Origin of the sequence: Olivibacter ginsenosidimutans (genome assembly GCF_039542865.1) — a bacterium.
Lineage (GTDB): Bacteria > Bacteroidota > Bacteroidia > Sphingobacteriales > Sphingobacteriaceae > Olivibacter > Olivibacter ginsenosidimutans.
This window is the reverse complement of sequence record NZ_BAABIQ010000036.1, coordinates 63,739-81,111: the sequence shown is the minus strand read 5'-3', so window position 1 is coordinate 81,111 and position 17,373 is coordinate 63,739. Positions and strand designations below refer to the sequence as shown.

The 17,373-nt window shown below is 40.3% G+C and carries 26 protein-coding genes; 17 read left to right on the top strand and 9 right to left on the bottom strand.

Annotated elements, in window-relative coordinates; translation table 11 throughout:
• Window positions 1–98 precede the first annotated feature (98 nt).
• Window positions 99–386: a GIY-YIG nuclease family protein gene (locus ABD930_RS12720; RefSeq protein ID WP_345232107.1), complete on the top strand. Its 288-nt coding sequence runs from the start codon at window positions 99–101 to the stop codon at window positions 384–386.
• A gap of 213 nt (window positions 387–599) precedes the next feature.
• On the opposite strand, the gene ABD930_RS12715 is transcribed toward ABD930_RS12720, so the two are convergent.
• The 3 genes from ABD930_RS12715 to ABD930_RS12705 are packed head-to-tail and all read right to left on the bottom strand — an operon-like array spanning window position 600 to window position 2,010.
• Window positions 600–842 carry a hypothetical protein gene (locus ABD930_RS12715; protein ID WP_345232106.1) on the bottom strand — a complete coding sequence of 81 codons (243 nt, stop codon included), beginning with the start codon at window positions 840–842 and terminating at the stop codon, window positions 600–602.
• A complete protein-coding gene (locus tag ABD930_RS12710; protein WP_345232105.1) occupies window positions 839–1,249 on the bottom strand; it encodes a DUF5675 family protein in 411 nt (136 codons plus the stop codon). Before ABD930_RS12710 ends, ABD930_RS12715 begins: the two co-directional genes overlap by 4 nt.
• The gene (locus ABD930_RS12705) at window positions 1,249–2,010 is read right to left on the bottom strand and encodes a hypothetical protein (protein ID WP_345232104.1); all 762 of its coding nucleotides are present in this window, start codon (window positions 2,008–2,010) and stop codon (window positions 1,249–1,251) included. The genes ABD930_RS12710 and ABD930_RS12705 overlap by 1 nt, the downstream gene beginning before the upstream one ends.
• Window positions 2,011–2,192: 182 nt before the next feature.
• On the opposite strand from ABD930_RS12705, the gene ABD930_RS12700 reads away from it, so the two are divergent.
• From ABD930_RS12700 to ABD930_RS12690, 3 genes are read left to right on the top strand one after another with little or no spacing between them, the layout of a single operon-like run.
• Entirely contained in the window at window positions 2,193–2,648 is a 456-nt protein-coding gene (locus tag ABD930_RS12700; protein ID WP_345232103.1) for an ASCH domain-containing protein, read from the top strand.
• Window positions 2,649–2,653: 5 nt separating this feature from the next.
• On the top strand, window positions 2,654–3,457 hold the full coding sequence (locus ABD930_RS12695; RefSeq protein WP_345232102.1) for a GNAT family N-acetyltransferase: 804 nt from the start codon (window positions 2,654–2,656) through the stop codon (window positions 3,455–3,457).
• 57 nt (window positions 3,458–3,514) lie between these two features.
• Window positions 3,515–3,931 (top strand): GNAT family protein, encoded by a 417-nt coding sequence (locus ABD930_RS12690; protein WP_345232101.1) that lies wholly within the window; start codon window positions 3,515–3,517, stop codon window positions 3,929–3,931.
• A 331-nt stretch (window positions 3,932–4,262) separates the two neighbouring features.
• Here ABD930_RS12690 and ABD930_RS12685 read toward each other — a convergent pair whose 3' ends face one another.
• Window positions 4,263–4,553 carry a hypothetical protein gene (locus tag ABD930_RS12685; RefSeq protein ID WP_345232100.1) on the bottom strand — a complete coding sequence of 97 codons (291 nt, stop codon included), beginning with the start codon at window positions 4,551–4,553 and terminating at the stop codon, window positions 4,263–4,265.
• Complete coding sequence (locus ABD930_RS21875) at window positions 4,550–4,681, bottom strand: DUF3276 family protein (RefSeq protein WP_425571132.1); 132 nt, start codon at window positions 4,679–4,681, stop codon at window positions 4,550–4,552. The genes ABD930_RS12685 and ABD930_RS21875 overlap by 4 nt, the downstream gene beginning before the upstream one ends.
• A 368-nt stretch (window positions 4,682–5,049) precedes the next feature.
• Here ABD930_RS21875 and ABD930_RS12680 point away from each other — a divergent pair, with 368 nt between their 5' ends.
• From ABD930_RS12680 to ABD930_RS12670, 3 genes are all read left to right on the top strand, one after another.
• Complete coding sequence (locus tag ABD930_RS12680) at window positions 5,050–5,700, top strand: hypothetical protein (RefSeq protein ID WP_345232099.1); 651 nt, start codon at window positions 5,050–5,052, stop codon at window positions 5,698–5,700.
• 431 nt (window positions 5,701–6,131) lie between these two features.
• Window positions 6,132–6,686, top strand: coding sequence for a hypothetical protein (locus ABD930_RS12675; protein WP_345232098.1), 555 nt, complete (start codon window positions 6,132–6,134; stop codon window positions 6,684–6,686).
• Between the two features lie 90 nt (window positions 6,687–6,776).
• Entirely contained in the window at window positions 6,777–7,058 is a 282-nt protein-coding gene (locus ABD930_RS12670; protein WP_345232097.1) for a hypothetical protein, read from the top strand.
• A gap of 145 nt (window positions 7,059–7,203) precedes the next feature.
• Here ABD930_RS12670 and ABD930_RS12665 read toward each other — a convergent pair whose 3' ends face one another.
• Entirely contained in the window at window positions 7,204–8,124 is a 921-nt protein-coding gene (locus ABD930_RS12665) for a hypothetical protein (protein WP_345232096.1), read from the bottom strand.
• A gap of 336 nt (window positions 8,125–8,460) precedes the next feature.
• Between ABD930_RS12665 and ABD930_RS12660 the strand changes: the two genes are divergently transcribed.
• Complete coding sequence (locus ABD930_RS12660) at window positions 8,461–10,176, top strand: HAMP domain-containing sensor histidine kinase (protein ID WP_345232095.1); 1,716 nt, start codon at window positions 8,461–8,463, stop codon at window positions 10,174–10,176.
• 76 nt (window positions 10,177–10,252) lie between these two features.
• Here the strand turns inward: ABD930_RS12660 and ABD930_RS12655 are convergent, their stop codons facing one another.
• Window positions 10,253–10,606 carry an ABC transporter permease gene (locus tag ABD930_RS12655; protein ID WP_345232143.1) on the bottom strand — a complete coding sequence of 118 codons (354 nt, stop codon included), beginning with the start codon at window positions 10,604–10,606 and terminating at the stop codon, window positions 10,253–10,255.
• Window positions 10,607–10,677: 71 nt separating this feature from the next.
• Between ABD930_RS12655 and ABD930_RS12650 the strand changes: the two genes are divergently transcribed.
• Window positions 10,678–11,103, top strand: coding sequence for a LytR/AlgR family response regulator transcription factor (locus ABD930_RS12650; protein WP_345232094.1), 426 nt, complete (start codon window positions 10,678–10,680; stop codon window positions 11,101–11,103).
• Here ABD930_RS12650 and ABD930_RS12645 read toward each other — a convergent pair whose 3' ends face one another.
• Complete coding sequence (locus tag ABD930_RS12645; RefSeq protein ID WP_345232093.1) at window positions 11,104–11,337, bottom strand: hypothetical protein; 234 nt, start codon at window positions 11,335–11,337, stop codon at window positions 11,104–11,106.
• Window positions 11,338–11,611: 274 nt separating this feature from the next.
• On the opposite strand from ABD930_RS12645, the gene ABD930_RS12640 reads away from it, so the two are divergent.
• The 3 genes from ABD930_RS12640 to ABD930_RS12630 all read left to right on the top strand — a co-directional run bounded on the left by ABD930_RS12640 (window position 11,612) and on the right by ABD930_RS12630 (window position 13,491).
• Window positions 11,612–11,899, top strand: coding sequence for a hypothetical protein (locus ABD930_RS12640; protein WP_345232092.1), 288 nt, complete (start codon window positions 11,612–11,614; stop codon window positions 11,897–11,899).
• A gap of 520 nt (window positions 11,900–12,419) precedes the next feature.
• A complete protein-coding gene (locus ABD930_RS12635; protein WP_345232091.1) occupies window positions 12,420–13,010 on the top strand; it encodes a hypothetical protein in 591 nt (196 codons plus the stop codon).
• 127 nt (window positions 13,011–13,137) lie between these two features.
• Entirely contained in the window at window positions 13,138–13,491 is a 354-nt protein-coding gene (locus tag ABD930_RS12630; RefSeq protein ID WP_345232090.1) for a hypothetical protein, read from the top strand.
• 142 nt (window positions 13,492–13,633) lie between these two features.
• Here the strand turns inward: ABD930_RS12630 and ABD930_RS12625 are convergent, their stop codons facing one another.
• Window positions 13,634–13,840, bottom strand: coding sequence for a hypothetical protein (locus ABD930_RS12625; protein ID WP_345232089.1), 207 nt, complete (start codon window positions 13,838–13,840; stop codon window positions 13,634–13,636).
• 65 nt (window positions 13,841–13,905) lie between these two features.
• On the opposite strand from ABD930_RS12625, the gene ABD930_RS12620 reads away from it, so the two are divergent.
• From ABD930_RS12620 to ABD930_RS12600, 5 genes are all read left to right on the top strand, one after another.
• Window positions 13,906–14,157: a hypothetical protein gene (locus tag ABD930_RS12620; protein ID WP_345232088.1), complete on the top strand. Its 252-nt coding sequence runs from the start codon at window positions 13,906–13,908 to the stop codon at window positions 14,155–14,157.
• A gap of 70 nt (window positions 14,158–14,227) precedes the next feature.
• A complete protein-coding gene (locus ABD930_RS12615; protein ID WP_345232087.1) occupies window positions 14,228–14,869 on the top strand; it encodes a C40 family peptidase in 642 nt (213 codons plus the stop codon).
• On the top strand, window positions 14,866–15,321 hold the full coding sequence (locus tag ABD930_RS12610) for a hypothetical protein (protein ID WP_345232086.1): 456 nt from the start codon (window positions 14,866–14,868) through the stop codon (window positions 15,319–15,321). The genes ABD930_RS12615 and ABD930_RS12610 overlap by 4 nt, the downstream gene beginning before the upstream one ends.
• A gap of 172 nt (window positions 15,322–15,493) precedes the next feature.
• The gene (locus ABD930_RS12605) at window positions 15,494–16,057 is read left to right on the top strand and encodes an RNA polymerase sigma factor (RefSeq protein ID WP_345232085.1); all 564 of its coding nucleotides are present in this window, start codon (window positions 15,494–15,496) and stop codon (window positions 16,055–16,057) included.
• Window positions 16,058–16,145: 88 nt separating this feature from the next.
• Window positions 16,146–17,303: a FecR family protein gene (locus ABD930_RS12600; protein WP_345232084.1), complete on the top strand. Its 1,158-nt coding sequence runs from the start codon at window positions 16,146–16,148 to the stop codon at window positions 17,301–17,303.
• The last annotated feature ends 70 nt before the right edge of the window (window positions 17,304–17,373 follow it).

Here is a 17,373-nt window from a genome sequence, read left to right as displayed (position 1 = left end):
TTGCTTTATTAGCCAGTCATTCATTGAAATACCACTTTCTTTTTTTCTCTTTTTTCTTTTGGAATGAGTTTAATAACTTCACAAAAAACACTTATTCAATGAAGCTAAAGGTTATTTATAAAATCACTTATCCTAATGGAAAAATTTATATTGGAAAGGATCTTACCAACACCTTGAATTACTTCGGTAGTGCTAATAGCCTACTGATAGAAAATGACTTCAGCTTGGAGCAACGAAAAGATTTTACAATACGGAAGGAAATTATTTGGGAATCGTATACAGAAGATCTAAGGGAGGTAAACGCTATGGAGGTACAGTTGATCCGGCAGTATAAATCAAATGACCCTAATATTGGGTACAATATGTGGCCGAAATTTCTAAAATAACGAAAGCCCGGCATTCGCCGAGCTTTCTAATGAATAAAGCCACCACAACTTTATCGTTTTCTTTTCACTAAATGCGCAAGTAGTAAAGATACAAAAAAACTGACGGTTGCGCCAACTATTGCTAGTATGACGGTGCGGAAAATATCGCCGATGAGCAATGATGGAAAAATCCCCATCAACAGACCACCGCAAGTTCCCATACCTACTGCAGATCTATTCATCGGGAGCCTCCTTTGAACCTTCCGGCTTATCTTTGTCATCTACCGTAATCTGGCTAATGGTAGAAAGTACACCACCTGCCACAGTCAAATAACCACCGATAGTCACCAAGGCAACCGGTAGCGCCACTGGGGCTGTAACAATTGCTCCGCCGACGGCAGCAACGATCAAACCTATACTGCGCAGCACCTTGAAAAATTTGGGTGTAGGAGCCTGAGCTCTTTCTAAAACATTCATACGTTCTCCTTTCTTTCAATAATCAATACAACTTCCTGTTCCTGATCCAAAGCAGCGTAAACAGCTCCTTTCAACTTTTCAAATGCGACTCTTGATCTTATCCCTTTGCCGTCCCCTGTCAACTCGCTAACAGGCGCAATACATCCACGCAATTCTTTCTTCGCATTATTCGCTGGATGAAATAAAATGGCACTTCGCATCGGTACATCTCTTACCAAAATGTGCCATCCAAATCGTTTGCTGTATCGCTTGACCAATGGGTAAGTTCCTTCAGGAATACAGGAAATGTTACGGACGTTGTCGCGCCAAGGCAATTCAATGGTATAACACTCCAAGTCACCACCAATCCAAATCTCACCATTAGTGCCTTGGTCACTGTACGCCCGCAACAATTTCACCACCAACATTACACACCTGTATCAACTAACACCAAACTCAAAACATTATATGCACCGTTGTTCAACGCGTAGAATGTTCCATTAACCTGTTGCAGAAACTCAATCCCGAATACCAGGAACAACGGTTTTGTAGATTCCTCCACACCAATATCATTGCTTAAACTAATAGCTCCACTAGCCGTATTGTCAAATGCAATCTCTGCAGAAGAGCTTTGTGCCAACGCAAAAGTTTCATTCTCAAAATCAACCTCCACACCAGCAGAAATCAAACGAAAATGCGTCGTGCCTCCCGGAGCTACAATTTGACTGTCCGGGACAAAGCTGGCTACGTTCACCTCCAATACGCCGGTCGCACGACCGATTGCCGTGGTATATGGAGCATATACCGTCGCACTCAAGCGGGCATTCCCGTTGAAATCAAATCCCTGTAACAGGATCAGCTCACCATCCAATACATTTCGCAATCCACGATTGCTAATCTGGTCCGCTTTGATCACCTGCATCATCGATTTCACCAAGCGTGAGATCATACGCGAATCCTGCGTTTTGTTCAATACCGGTCGGATGGCTGTACACAATGCCTTGCTTGCTTTGCCCGCTCGCGCAAATTCCGCTGCGTTCTCCCTCGTTCGCTGAAATTTCGGATCGTTATGAAAGCGCTCGTTATCAACGCCGCCTTTTTGTCTGGCCAAATAGCCATCCTTGCTTTTGTAAAAGGTAATATCCCCGATAGTACCCTTCAATTTAATAATACCTGATTGTCTTGCCATATCACACTCACTTTTAAACTCACCTTTGCTGCAGCTAATCAGTGATTATAGGTTAAAAATTGGTATAATAAAGCCAACCTAAAAGTGCAGGCGTACCAAATGGCGGTATTGGATCAATATGGTCACATATTTCCTAAGTTTATTTTGTAAATTGCAATAGCTCATAGGTTAATTAGAGAAATATGATAGATAGTTTTTGGAAAGAATTTCAAAATGAAATGCCGGAATATAGTGGTGTAGAAACACCGCCGTCTTATTACTTCTGTGATAACGAAAAGGACGCAGACGAATGTGCCGAACTCGTAAGCGAGGGTATTAAACAAGCTACCACACATTCCTTACCCGGGTTGCAAATCAATGAAGAAAAACTGCCTGCAATCGGAGATATGGCCATCGTGACCGATTGGGATGGAATACCCAAAGCGATCACCAAAACCGTCAAAGTGCAGCTTGTAAAATTTAAAGATATCACAGCGGAATACGCGTTTATTGAAGGGGAAGGAGATAGAAGCTTAAGCTATTGGCAAAAAGTGCATTGGGATTATTACACACGAGAACTTAGTGATCATGGCTTGCAACCGTCCGAAAATATGGAGCTTGTCTGCGAATATTTTGAGACAATTTGGCCGAAAATCTAAAAAGCATGGATATACGCCCACTCACGCTCCAAGATTTACCTTCAATGCGTCATCTCCAACCAGAAGGATGGGGGGATATTACCATTTCCTTAATGGAATACTGTCTTCAATCTTTTTGCATGCCTGTTAAAGTTATTTTTAAAAATAAAATCATCGGTGTTGGAGCTCTAATATTACACCAAAATTCAGCTTGGTTGGGGCACATAATCGTGGAGCAATCATATCGTGGTCAAGGAATCGGTTACATGATTGTAAGCTACTTAATAGACTTAGCTATTAAAAATGGAGTAGTATCCGTCAATTTGATCGCAACAGATCTAGGAGCTCCAGTTTATAAAAAAGCTGGTTTCAGAATAGTTGGTTCATACCAGTTTCTCAAGCGTGAGCGTTTATGGCCGCAACAATCATTGCCAGATCAACTGAAACCATCCTCGCCTTCCTTTTATGAGCAAATTCATAAACTAGATCAAGAAATAAGTGGAGAAAATAGGCGTGAATTAATAGATAGTCATCTTAAACAAGCTGTAATCTTTGAACACGAAGGTATGGTCGAAGGTTATTATTTTCCAAAGCTCGGTCAAGGTCCAATATATGCTAAGACAGAGCGCGCAGGTTTAGGATTAATGAGTCTCAAGTATAGTGGAACGGATGCCGCTATTTTGCCATTAGACAATTTTGTGGGGCTTCAGTTTCTTGTCAATAACGGTTTCGAAGTTCAAGACACAACTGCAATAAGGATGACATACGGAGAGGATACAATATGGCATCCCGATAAAATATTTAGTCGAATTGGGGGTAATTATGGCTAATGATGATTTGAAATTCGATTGTACCGTTTCCTTTTCACCTGATGAAAAAAAAATGTTATGCAACTTTGGAATAGTGAGTATCCAGCAAAATTAGCGTATGATAAGGTAGAAGATTTTAACACTTATATCAATGGGTTAGAAAGTCCTACGCATATACTTGTTAGATTAAACAATGAAATTGTTGGATGGGCAACAAAGTTTTATCGCAACCAGGAAAAATGGTTTGCAATAATCCTATCCAGTTCGATTCAAGGGCATCGTGTCGGTTCGAAATTAATGATGGATTTAAAAGAGAATGAAGAAATGCTTTGCGGTTGGGTTATCGACCATAATGACGATCGTAAAATTAACGGTGAACTTTACTTATCTCCGCTCAACTTTTATTCAAAACAAGGCTTTGACATCTTAAAGGAGCAACGTTTGGAACTTCCAACATTATCTGCAGTCAAAATAAGCTGGAAAAATATTTCCTAATTATATTCGTAAATTGCAACAAGATTCCACCTCAGCTTTATACCAACTTGTTAGTAAGTTGGGTATCTGAATGATGAATAGCTACGCCAGTCCATCTTCATGTCAAATGAATAGATAAAGCGTACATAGAGTATAGAAATGAGAAGAATCTATATTTATCCGAAGGACATATCTCGTATCACCGGCAAGAGCTACCGGCAGAGTTTACGTATATACAATACGGTTAAAAAAATACGAGGCAAGCAAGCTCACCAATTGCTTAGTATAGAGGAAGTCTGTGAATATTTAGGCTTGGACAAAGAGGAAATTAAAGCAGCTCTATAACAGATAATTAGCTGTACTTTTCTTTCAGTTCCAACTTCTTAATCCGTGATGTAATAGCACCTTCTTTACGTTGGAAGATATTGGCCAGTTCCTTGACAGTCTTTCCTTCACAAAACAAAGCTTCCAGTTTTTCATCATCTTCGGGCAACCATGGCAAATAAGCTTGTGGATGCTGTTCGCGGATATCGTCCAAAGTATAACTTTTCTTGTCACTTTCCAGATCGGTAAGCTTTTCCAATTTTTTGACAGCACGGTTAAAGCCTTTTTTGAAGTCTTTGATATCCTCTTCAAAGATCAATATCTTGTATTTTTCGAAGCCATCGTCGATGAAAGATACAAACCACCATTTTCTGACCTTTTTACATCAAAGAAATAAGTACGATTGCCTTTCGTGATTTTATCCGTGAATAGTTCTTTATTATCCATAATGAAGTTATTTATTCGTAATAAGCGATTGGTACAACGAATATACTAAAACTATCCTACATAGCTAAAAAACAGCCAACTAACAATCTCAAATAATGCTACTTATCCGTGAAAAAGACAGGTTTATTCAGTATATTTGTATAGCAAAACGAAATAGGGAATATAAGAAAACAGTATTGCGAGACCCTAGCGAGACCTCGTAAAAACGGAACTTATAAAAGATATTAAATCAAAGAGTTACAAGGATAGTTCGAATCCCTCACTCTCCGCTTATTAAAAAGGTAATTGGCTGTTAACTAGTTAGTTACCTTTTACTTTTTAATGCAGGTGGCAAAAAAGGTAGCAATTATAAACTAAAATTCCATATTATGTTAACTATTCAGATTCCGGAAATAAACTTTCCCAGAATAATACAAAACAAAGCAGAATATATTTTTAATGATGTTTTTGGTGGTCGTGTAGCTATTAGAAACGTTGCTGTTGGAATTCGCACAGAAAGTGATTGGATCGATAAGCTAAAGTCGTCAATTTATAAAATACCATCTTCTGACAGGATAGCTGTAACTACAAAGATAATTTCAATATTTGCGAATTACCAGACCGATTTAAAGAATAGCTCTTCTAATGAATCAGGGCAAATTTTAGACTATATCGAGGAGGCTTTATATCAATTGTATGGTGTTCTAATGGAATTTGGTGTAGATGTAAGGCAAGATTTGTTTTCAAAAGATGAGTCCGATTCTATTCACCGTCAGCTGAACAGCATAATAGATGCGTTGCCACATAATGGTTATACTGAATCACTTCAAGAAATAAAAGAAGCAATAAATCAATTAAAGGATGCTGTTCTTCTGGGGAAGAATAGTTTTAGAGATAAAATACTTGGTTTTTTATTTCAGCATACAGGAGAAAAAATACTTGACGGTGTTTGGCCTTCAATAGTCGCTATAGCTCACGAGGTGTTCACTAAATATTTTCCTAAATTAGAATCGTTGGTAAACAATCTCCTAAATCCTTAGATCTCACTGCTATTTTTATTGTATATTTGCTTCACCTTTCAATGCTAAAGGTAAAAACTCACGAAACCCACGCAATAAAATGTGTGGGTTTTGGTTTTGTTGCTTGGGTGTCATGGGGTGTAAGGTAGGCACTATATTTGTAACCTCTCTGTAGAATTGTACAAAAATTTTTGTACGTTTTGTTGAAAACTTATTGAATTGTATTATGTTTGTAAAGTTGAACAATGCTACACACCTCATAATATGGGACATATATTAAAACCAGCAACTATAAGTGGTAAATCACTAAAATTGCAGTATGATACAGTTGTCACATTAGATGCACCTATGAGTGCGTTAAAAAGCAAAAGGCAGACTATAAATCTATCAAAAAGAACATCGGATGACCTAAAATCCTCTAGATGTTCAGCGTACGCGTACCTTGTGCCTTAATGTTTGACGGTAGTTATCATTTCCAAAAGGTTGGAAACCAGATACCAAATGGTAGGCCATACCTTGAAAGATTACTCACATTCACATTCCGAACAGATCCTGTATCGAAACGCAATAAAGGACATATTTATATTGTCGAGGTTGAAAAATACAATCATAACATTTATGTTATTAAATATTATCCAAAGCGTTTAAAAAATAGTCCTAAAAGATTCAACATACTTACCGGAGAAAAGAAATGCTCAAAAATTGTTGGCACATGCTTGCAGATAATGCTATACATACTGGAACGTGACAAATTTGCGAATTTTGGTTTTTTGGGATCAAACAGTTACGACCCCTCAACCCAAAAAGAAGAAAGCAAGTCAAACACGAAGAGGTTTAGGGTTTATAAAAGAGCAATGGAAAACACTTTTGGAGATGAAAACTTTACACATTTCAACGATATTGAAAGCAGTGTTTATATTATTATGAATAACAACAACGATAATCACGAAACAACGGTACAACAAGCTTCTGATATGTTTGAATACTTATTTCCAGACCTCGAATAACTCAACACAAACGTATTGTAACCTGGACACGTAATTTATACCTACCTTTACGTTTGACTAGCAATGGTGCTGGTTGTTGACTAAAAAACAATGACGGAACGTAAAATAAGGAAAGTTACAAATGTATTTCCTAACGAAGAAAAAAGTGTCTTTGAATTGAAAAATGATGACATAGGAAAAATCTTTTGTTATCGCAATGAATATGGTGAATCTAAGATGTGTAAACTATTGAGCTACGATAACTTTTATCAAAAAGCTATTGTTGGCAAAACTGTTCCTACCAGATATTCCCGTACATTTGACATACCATTAGAAAAATTACCTAAAATAACTGTACGGTATTCTGATTTGAATTATGCAATTGTAACTTAAAAACACCTTATAGGATTATAAGGATGGGATGTTATCTAATTATATCCTACATCTCCCCAAGCGTCACGCGTATGCCATTCTTGTGAGATAATAGCACCATCTTCGTTCCTCGCAATCTCAAGCCAGGTTATAAAGCAAAATCCTTTCATCGACCGCTGTCCCTCCCCGACATTCCCTGTTTTGTATTGTTGGCAATTGTTGTCAGGTACCCTACTGCGTTCTTTAGTTCCGATACCGTCGCCGCCGTGTTTCTTTCTATTCCCAAAGCAGCATCTAAGTTCCTTGTGGCAATGCTTAAGTAAGATTGCTGCAATTTGGTCTGCACTAAAGCCTCCGCATAATGGTTCTTGGCAATTGTGTACATGTTCAATTGAACTCCCATCCACTTGTTTGCGGTATCTTCGGTGATGGAGCGTCCTATTGTACCTGCCAAGCCATCACTACCTGAACTGTTGCCACTTTTTTCCAATCCAAGTCCTTTATAGGCTTCATCTAATGCGCTAGAGAAGTCTTTTCCGGCATCTTCCAATTGCTGTCTCCATCCGGTAAAATCGTACCCAGCCAACGACTGATCATTGCCCATCATGTATTTTGTTAGGTCATCGGTCATGTTCTTGATAAGCGGCTCGATCAGTTTCAGCTTAAGTGAATTCGCCAAGGCATTTTTGATGAACTGGTCAAACGTGTCGTCCATGGCCTTAATGCCATCCTCTCCTGCCTCGAATGCACTCAGTAAAGCATTGGCGATATTATCAGACAACTGCTTGAAATTGGTCTGCAATAATTGCTCGCTTACCGATTTATTGATGTCCTCAATGGCGTTCTGGGCGTTTATGATCGCCTCGTTATATCCATCTATCGCCGACTGATCCTTTTTCTTTTTCTTGCTTTCTGCGTCCCTTGCGGCTGCTAGGTTTTTAATCTGTTGTTGCAGGTTGGCAATAGCGGCCTCACTATCATTATAATAACTTTTACCTACGCTATCGTCGATTTTGCGTTGCAGCTGGTCGTATTGGTATCCCAATGCCTTTAGCGCGGTTTCATACCCTTTAATCTGCTTCTGCAAACGCTTATCCTTGGTGTTGAAATATCATGTGACTACGGTATGTATTGGCAAGCCGCGGTTCAGTTTTTTCCGTCTTATACGGGCAGGAAGTATGTTAAAACATTTACTGAAACAATTATCAAAAGACAGTATCGATCTGATTATACTATCGTCATAATCGCCATTGAAGAACATAGGTTGGCCTTTACCAATTTGAATAAGTTCAACTCATGCAAGCTTCAATGCCAATAAAAGAACAAATTTATTCCACTGAAACCGAGATGGAAATCATATTGTCACACAGGACGATAATTATTCCCGTCGAGCGCTCATCAGCTATAAATAAAAGATAAATAGATGAAAATAAAAACAAAACTGACTTTAGGGGTGGGACTCCTATTCCTGCTGATCGTCACGCTATCGGCTATTAGCATCTGGAATCTTCAGCAAATGAAAAAAGATACGGAGCTGATTTTAAAGGCTAATTATAATACCCTTACGTATTCCAGAAATATGTTGAGAGAGTTGGATCATTTTCGGAACGATTCCCTTGCTATTAAATTGTTCGAAGAAAATCTTGCCAAACAGCGTATCAATGTAACAGAAAAAGGTGAAAAGAAGGCTACAGAAAATCTGACAATACATTTTGGGCAGTTGGCAAACAATAAGGAAAATACCTTACTTTATCCACTTATTCGTCAGGATATTTTGGATATCATGATGTTGAATATGCAAGCCATATCCCGAAAAAGCGCTTCGGCTATGCAAACTTCTGAAAATGCAAATTTGTGGATCGGTACCACCGGTGCTCTTTGCTTTTTAATTGCTTTTGTGTTATTGGTCAACCTTCCAGGAAATATTGCCAATCCCATTGCCGAACTGACGGCCAGTATCAAAGCAATTACTGACCGAAATTACAGGCAACGTGTACATCTAGATGGACACAGCGAATTCAGCGAACTGGCTAGCTCATTTAATACAATGGCAGAAAAATTAGAAGAGTATGCCGGAAGTAATCTGTCCCGCCTGCTGATGGAAAAAAAGCGTATTGAGACACTCATCAACAACATGCATGACCCCGTTATTGGGTTGGATGAGCAGCAGATCGTACTTTTTGCCAATGACGAAGCATTCAGAATCATTGGCTTGAACCGGGAAGATATCTTAGGAAAAAGGATATCAGAACTAGCGGTACAGAATGACCTCCTTCGCTCCCTATGTAACGATCCTGCTTTAGAAAAACCAAGAACCGGAACCATTCGCATATATGCCGATGGAAAAGAAAGTTTTTTTGAACAAGAACTGATCCCGATTAATATTGTTCCAACCGGAGAAAAGGATGAACAGTTTATCGGTTCAGTTATACTCCTACGGAATATTACTCCTTTCCGTGAGTTGGATTTGGCCAAGACTAATTTCATAGCTACGGTTTCACATGAACTGAAGACACCTATCGCCTCGATCAAGATGGGCTTACAATTGCTGCATAACGAAACAACGGGCAAACTGAATCAGGAGCAGGAAAACCTTCTACAAAGTATAGGAGAAGATAGTGACCGACTGCTACGTATTACCGGTGAATTGTTGAATATGTCGCAGGTAGAAACGGGCAATATACAGCTTAACATTCGACAATGCAATGCACATGAGATGATTAGCTATGCTGTTGATGCTACCCACATTGCCGCCGAAAGCAAACACCTTCATGTTCGAATAGACATGCAAGAGCATCTTCCATTGATCAAGGCAGACCCGGAGAAGGTGGCTTGGGTACTAACCAACTTTCTCAGCAATGCTATTAGGTATTCGCCAGAACAGGGTGACATCATCGTTGGCATAACGCTGAAAAAAGAAAAAATATGCTTCAGTGTTCAAGACCATGGGAAGGGAATTGACAACCGTTATCAGCAGCGTATTTTTGAACGTTATTTTCAAGTACCTGGAAGTAACCGAACAGGAACGGGACTGGGTCTTGCTATAAGCAAGGAGTTCATCGAGGCACAAGGAGGTGAAATCGGTCTGGAAAGTAAACCGGGCATGGGAAGCACCTTCTATTTTTATTTGCCACTTTAATTATATTATGTGTGTAGCGGAGGCCCAACTACCCTATCTCATGCGGAAACAAGATGGTTCGGGGTGTGTAAACACGTTAGTCCTCTTTTATTGCTTTAATGGGGTTGTTTGTAGCAGCAATGAAGCTACGGATAAAAACAGTTGTTCCTGCAACAAAAAAAGTGGACAGTAATCCCACAATAAAATATAAGGGTGAAATTGTAATCTGATAGGCAAATTCTTGCAACCAGCTATACATGGCATACCAAGCAATGGGTACTGCTATAATAAAGGCAATTAGTATCAATAAGATAAAATCTTTTAAAAAGAGCATCACAATATTTTTTACAGATGCACCTAAAACCTTACGGACACCAATTTCTTTTACGCGTTGAACAGCCATTAACGATACCAGTCCCAGTAAACCTACACCGCTAATAACTAAGGCAATGAACGTAAAAAACTTAAACGTATTATAAAGAGTTTGCCTGCGAAAGTTTTACAACACATCCCATCGACTTTTTGTCTAAGCCTATTGCCTATGATCGGTTGAAACAAGCAGTAAGTTGGGCACTTGAGGCAATTACCGGGATAGGGCAAAGAGCAGTAAAGGTAGCACAGCCCTATATATTTGTAAGGGATGCAAAGGCCAAAAAAGAAGTCAAGATAGATCTTCATGATATTCAATACGTTCAGGTTAAGGGCAATACGTGTACCATAGGAACGCTTAAAGGGGAGGTAGAAACCCGGAAAACATTAAAAGAATTTAAGCGGAAGCTGGGGGAGGATGACTTCATGATGGTCGAACGTTCCTTCTTGGTAAACAAGTGGCTGATTCGGGAAGTCCAGGAAAGCAAAATTATTCTGGATGGCGTGAGCAGCCATATTTTAATTGGGCCAGAATATGCAAAGGCCATACGCGATTTTGTGAAGGAAAACCTATGGTAGCTACTGCCGGTCTGCTAAATCCAAAAGGTATAGCAATCGATGTTGCTGTAAAAAAGAGGATAGCTCATCGAAGAAACCTGCCGTAAATGCAGGAGATTGAATGATGTGCTTTGCCCCTAAATCGATAACATCTTTCAGGGTGTAAAAATGATGGGCTTTACAGCATTTTAAAAATGCAGGACTAAAGCCATGATGTTCAAGAGGGAGCAGGATGAAATCGTTAGTGGTTAGCATAAGAGAAGGGCCAAAAAATAGCGGGTCATCTAGAATCCCGTCATCAGACCTCTGAGATGGTACTACACGTAGAAACTGATGCCCGCATGCGCGAGCGATCAGTCTATTCTTCCTTCGTGTAGTTGTAAATTTCTCAGATTTAGATGACGAGGTAAATAGCTGTCGCTAAATATGTTATATATTTAAATTCTTTTTTTTATATCATGTTTATATTTTGTTTGTACTGAACAAACTTACATATATTTCAAAACATACCAAAAACCAATTAAAAACCATGATGCAAACCAAAATTGACGAACTGATTTCCTTAGTGAAGCAAATGCTTCAGGCAATTATCAATTTGCCCGATATTTTACGGCAGCTGCAAAACCAACCTGCACCGTTAGCCGCAACTCCCCGCATCTTAGACAATGCTGATGTGAAGCAAATGCTGAAAATTGGCGATACCAAATTATATTACCTCAAAAAGAAGAAAATCCTGAAACCCTATAAGCTGGATGGTAAGGATGTTTACCTGGAAAATGAAGTGCTGGACGCAATAAGAAGAACTGGGGAGCTGTGAAATGGATAATAAAAAGTAAGTCGTTATGCATAGCGGCTTACTAGCTATCAATTACCTAACAACCGTTATAGGTTAATATAACAATAACCCAACAGATACCCAACAACCACATAACAATCTCACAACAACGGGACAAGAACCGCACAACAAATACCCTACAAATAGCGAAGCACCACCCAATAAAATTCCTTGCCAAGCTATGTCTAAGCCCTTTCTAAGCATAACAAATACCCAACAAAAAGCAAACAAGCAGCTAAGAGATAAGAGTTCTTGATTAATTTTCTGGTAGCGCCGTAAAGCAGCGTGAGTTCCTTGTAAAACAGAGAAAGCGCGAAATAAACGAAATATAAATTTTCATAATCCTTCAACAGGCTTCAATAACCTTCATAATCATTCGCAACACATTGATAACCATTGATTTATAAATTATTTTGCTAACCTTTGCTCTTGTAAGTCAGACGATTGGGTACCCGGAACAGCTTACATAAACAGATTTTTTAACTTTTAAATTTTTAAGATCATGGCAAAATCATTTGACAACGAAGTAATGGCAGGAGCAAGCGGTCGGGTAGGCAAAATGTTGGTATTCCGTCAGCGGGGCGATCAAACCATTATCGCACGCAAACCTAGAAAGCGTAAGGATGGAAAGCTTTTCACCGATGTGCAGCTGCAGGTACAAAACCGTTTCCTGGATGCTTCGCTTTATGCTCGTAAGGCAATAGCAGATCCCGAATTGAAGGCAGCCTATCAAGCAAAGGCTAATGTTAACCAAACAGCCTATAACGTAGCCGTCAAGGACTTCTTTACGCCACCAGTAGTAAGACGTCTGGACGATAGAGCTTATACCGGAGTAGTGGGCGATTTGTTATCCATCCTCATTAAGGATGTACTCATGGTAACGGAAGTGATGGTTGAAATACTAGATGACGATGGTACGGTGATAGAAAGTGGTTATGCCGAAAGCGTAGATAACCAAGGTATAGAATGGTTTTATACCGCTACGGTAGACAACGAGGATTACAATACAGTATCCTTTAGGATTTCCATGGTAGATACACCGGGTAACCGCTACACCGAAGTGAAAACCTTTGGTCAGGATACCAACCTGTAACGCCCATCCAACCGGACCCCGAGGGTCCGGTTGCTTAATTAACATCAAACTTGCCTACCTCACACGGAGGCAACCAACAACCAATAACCAATAACGAACAACGAGTAACGAAAATCGAACAACGACAATGGAAAACTTCATCATCATTTACAGAAAATACCTGTTAACAACTCTTTTACTGGCCAGTATTCTGGCTTATCTCTGCTACCAACCCCTCATCCGTCTGGTGGACGTCACGGCAGCACCTATTGACTACGGTATATTAAGCGCAGTGCTCATTGCTGCTATTGCCGTACTCAGCTTTGTACAGCTCTGCCTTTGGGTGCTGCACCAAAATTGGCCATTCTTGGGCGAGTATGCCGCAGAACATTTTGAGCGGAACTTTAAATCCCTCTTATCATGGCAGAAAATAAGCTTTTATCTGGGGTTCTTCTTGGCTTTGCTTTATGCTTTCATATCGGCACTGGCGGCGATAGTGTAGCTCGTCTGCAACAGTTCACTGAAATTAAAATAAGTCGGAGTGGGTGCCTAGAGGTCTTGCAATAATTTTAGGTCTTTGGTAGAACGTTTTTTGAGAAGTTTTAGGTCTTTTAGAAACTTGGTTGAGGTAACAATTTCAAACATTAGGCTAAATCATAGCTGTTAAATAATTCGTCCACACTATTGAATTTTTTTCCTTTACCTGCTTTTAATTCATTCATAGCAGCTAGGGTAGTAGCATTGGGTTGCTTAGATTCCTTTTTTACTTTAATAGAAACCCCAAGCTCTTTTAAATAAGCTTTCACTAAAGTGAGTTTACTTTCAGGGACTTTTATTTCGAGCGTTTCCATAAATACAAAAATACGGGAATAGGTTCTGTTTTGCAAGAAATTTATAGAAACGGCATTCCTTCCCCATGTTAAACCTGCGACGTATAAACCGAGCCAATGAAGATATTAATGGTTACAAACTACGGCACGCTTGTAGACCGGCCTTGAAGGATACGGCAGCATCGAGCAGCAAAGTATCAGCAGAACCGTTCAATTTGCAGTATACCAAGCGTATTGAGGAAGCGAAGCGGCTGCAATACGCGCCATGGATACTTTGCAAACAGATGCAACGTAGCCTGCACAGCCTTGATTGTTTGGTTCTTTATTATCAAGAATAAAGAACATGAATAAAAATCAAGAAGAAAGGATTAATAAAAATCAATAAAGAACATTTAAAAAGAAATTGATATGAAAACTTTACTTATAATAAGCCTCCTGCTCATCATAGCAGTAAGCTTGTTAATCGCCTTTTCGACGGAGCATTCGAACAACATTACGTTAGTAGATGTGCCGTGTGCCGCTTCGCAAACACCTTTGCGCCAGCAAGTCAAAGCCATTTACGATAGCCAGGTCGGCGTACGCGAAGCTACCGGCCATAACGACGGCCCACAGGTAGAAGCATACCTGCGCTATACGGGCCTCGGCAAAGGCAATGCCTGGTGTGCAGCCTTTGTTTGCTGGGTGCTGGGGCAAGCTGGCGTGGAAAACCCCCGAACGGCTTGGGCCGCCAGCCTCTTCCCAAATGATAAACTCATATGGAAGCAAGGCAATCCCCTCACAACTCGTAACTGGCAACGCGCAACTAAAAAGGCTTCACGCACAACTAGCAACGCGCAACTGGCAACTATCTTTGGCCTCTACTTCCCCTCCCTCAAACGCATTGCCCACTGTGGCTTTATCGACCAATGGGGCGAAAAGGAAGTGATCACGGTAGAAGGTAATACCAATGATAGCGGTAGCCGGGAAGGCGACGGGGTATACCGCAAGCGGCGGCCCATCAAGAGCTTATATGCGGTGGCCGATTGGATGGGGAAGGAGCGCGGACAATGAGCAGATGCTACTTAATTTTCGGTATGGGCCTTCTGGTGGCCTGTACCGCTCATAAGTTAAAATATACGAGCAGTGAGGCTATACGTACCGCGCAGAACGTTTATAGTGATTCCAGTTTAACGAGATACCATGTTAATCGTTCTGCCCGCAGCGGTCAATCAGCCTACGATGCCGTCTGGTGGTTAAAGGGAAATGTGCATGTGCGTCCGGATAGCAGCTTAAGCGCAGATGAAGCATGGATACAGCTTAAGGGGCAGCAGACTTCACGAGAGCAACGGGTTGATAGCGCACAATACCGCCTGCAGCACACAGCTGCACAACAGCAATTAGCCCAAGAGCAGGTAAATCAAACACAAAAGGCAAAAAAAAGTAGAACAGCTTTACCGTGGTGGCTTTACGGTTTGTTGATGGCGGTTATGGGCTTATTGTTTTTTCGTTTCTTTCCTAAATAATATCAGGTTGCGTCAAAAAATGCTACCTTTCGAGCTTTTTTTTTGAAAAAATACATTTTATGCTTCGACTTGGGTAATATTGCTATGCTTTTGGTGTTTTTTTTATTTTTTTTATATAAAAATCATGATTTTCCTAGCATTATGTTATTTTTGGCTGTAATAAGTGTGCGTTATGCCTAACCTACAGGATAAAAGTGATCGGGAATTGTTCCACTTGATGGTTTTAGATGATGAAGCTGCCTTTAATGAAATCTATGACCGTTATTGGAAGGTATTATGCTATGCGGCTTATAAGCGAGTCAAGTCAACGGTAACGGCAGAAGAAATTGTACAGGAAGTTTTCATCAGTTTATATGCCAGAAGGTATGAAATTCAATTGGAGGTTTCGCTCCTAGCATACCTGAAACGTGCTGTTCAATATAAAGTTTATAACGTTTATCGTGACATGCTGATGCGCGAACGCTTCTTGGAGCAAAAAGCATACGAACCAGAAAAACAACCCATGCAGCCCGATCACCTGCTACAGCGAAAGGAATTAAGACAGAGCATTGATGATGTAACGAATACCTTGCCGGATAAATGCAGGGACGTCTTTGTAATGAGCCGATTGGAGGAACTTTCGCACAAGGAAATAGCTGATAAATTGCATATTGCAATAAGTACGGTTAAGAAACATTTAACGAAGGCCTTGACTACCCTAAGGCGTGAATTTTCAAATAAACACCTCGATATTTAAAGTCCTGTAATTTTTTTTAAGAAAAAGGTGCTTTTGTATAGCACCTTTTTCTTTTTGTAGTGACTGCCTATATATACAAGGTTAAAAAATGGATCGAGCGAATACAAGGATTTTACAACTGTTGGAGAAAGTGCACCAAAATACAGCTACAGAAGCAGAACTGGAGGAGCTGAATACGTGGTATGAACGCTTTGATAAGGAGGAAATTGCGGTAAAACCCTGGAATGAACAGGAGGAGGAAGAGATGGGGGCAGCGCTGAAGCAGCGTATTTGGGCATCGCTTGGAAAAGATAAGTATAAAAGGAAAAGAAAAATAGGCGTATTGGGCAGAAAAGATGTTTCGCGATTGATACCTTATGCCGCAGCAGCTTCCATGGTTTTAGTGTTGGGCTGCTTGTTCTTTTTTAGCAAGCATGATAAACAACAGAACAAGGAAAATGACCAGCGCCTGCTGCTCGGAACAGTGGTGGGAAATAAGGCTGTCTTGTCCTTTGATGATGGCAAGCGCTTTATCCTGGATAGTGCCGCTGGTACCATAAAAGTAAACGATGGGCAAGTGCTTTATACAAATGGTAAGCCGGTGTCAAATAAGCAAAGCGAAGATCAATTTATGGAGATCCGCACACCTAAGGGCGGGCGCTACACCGTAATTTTATCGGATGGAACAAAGGTGTGGCTAAATGCGGCAACAAAACTCAGGTATGCAGCGCAGTTTAAACCCAATGAAAAACGGGTGGTTGAGCTTGATGGTGAGGCCTTTTTTGAGGTAAGCCAACAAAAAAATAAACCTTTTATGGTGCGCACGCAGCACCAGGAGGTGGAAGTGCTCGGAACGGCTTTCAATGTCAATGCTTACGCAGATGAACCTGCGGTGAAAACCAGCTTATTAAATGGAAAGGTACGAGTAAAGGCAGACAACATGGTGCAGGAACTGCACCCCGATGAAGAGGTGGTATGGCAAGCAGGGAAATTAAGCAAGCGGAAAGCAGACATGCAACAGGTGCTGGCTTGGAAAAGTGGTCGCTTTGCCTTTGATAATAAAAATTTGCAACAGGTAATGCGTGAAATGTCGCGCTGGTATGATCTGGAGGTGGTATACGAAGGGAAAATCGAAGAACTCACTTTCTTTGGCGGAACACACGCCAACGCAGATATTGCCACCGTGTTGAATATGTTGGAAGCCAATGGGCTGGCTTACAGATTAGAAGGAAACCGAAGGCTGGTCATCGCTAAGGCTTTAAAATAAAACAGGGAATAATGAATAGAGTATAAACATTAAACGACATAAAATGGAAACATAACCACTACGCAATGAC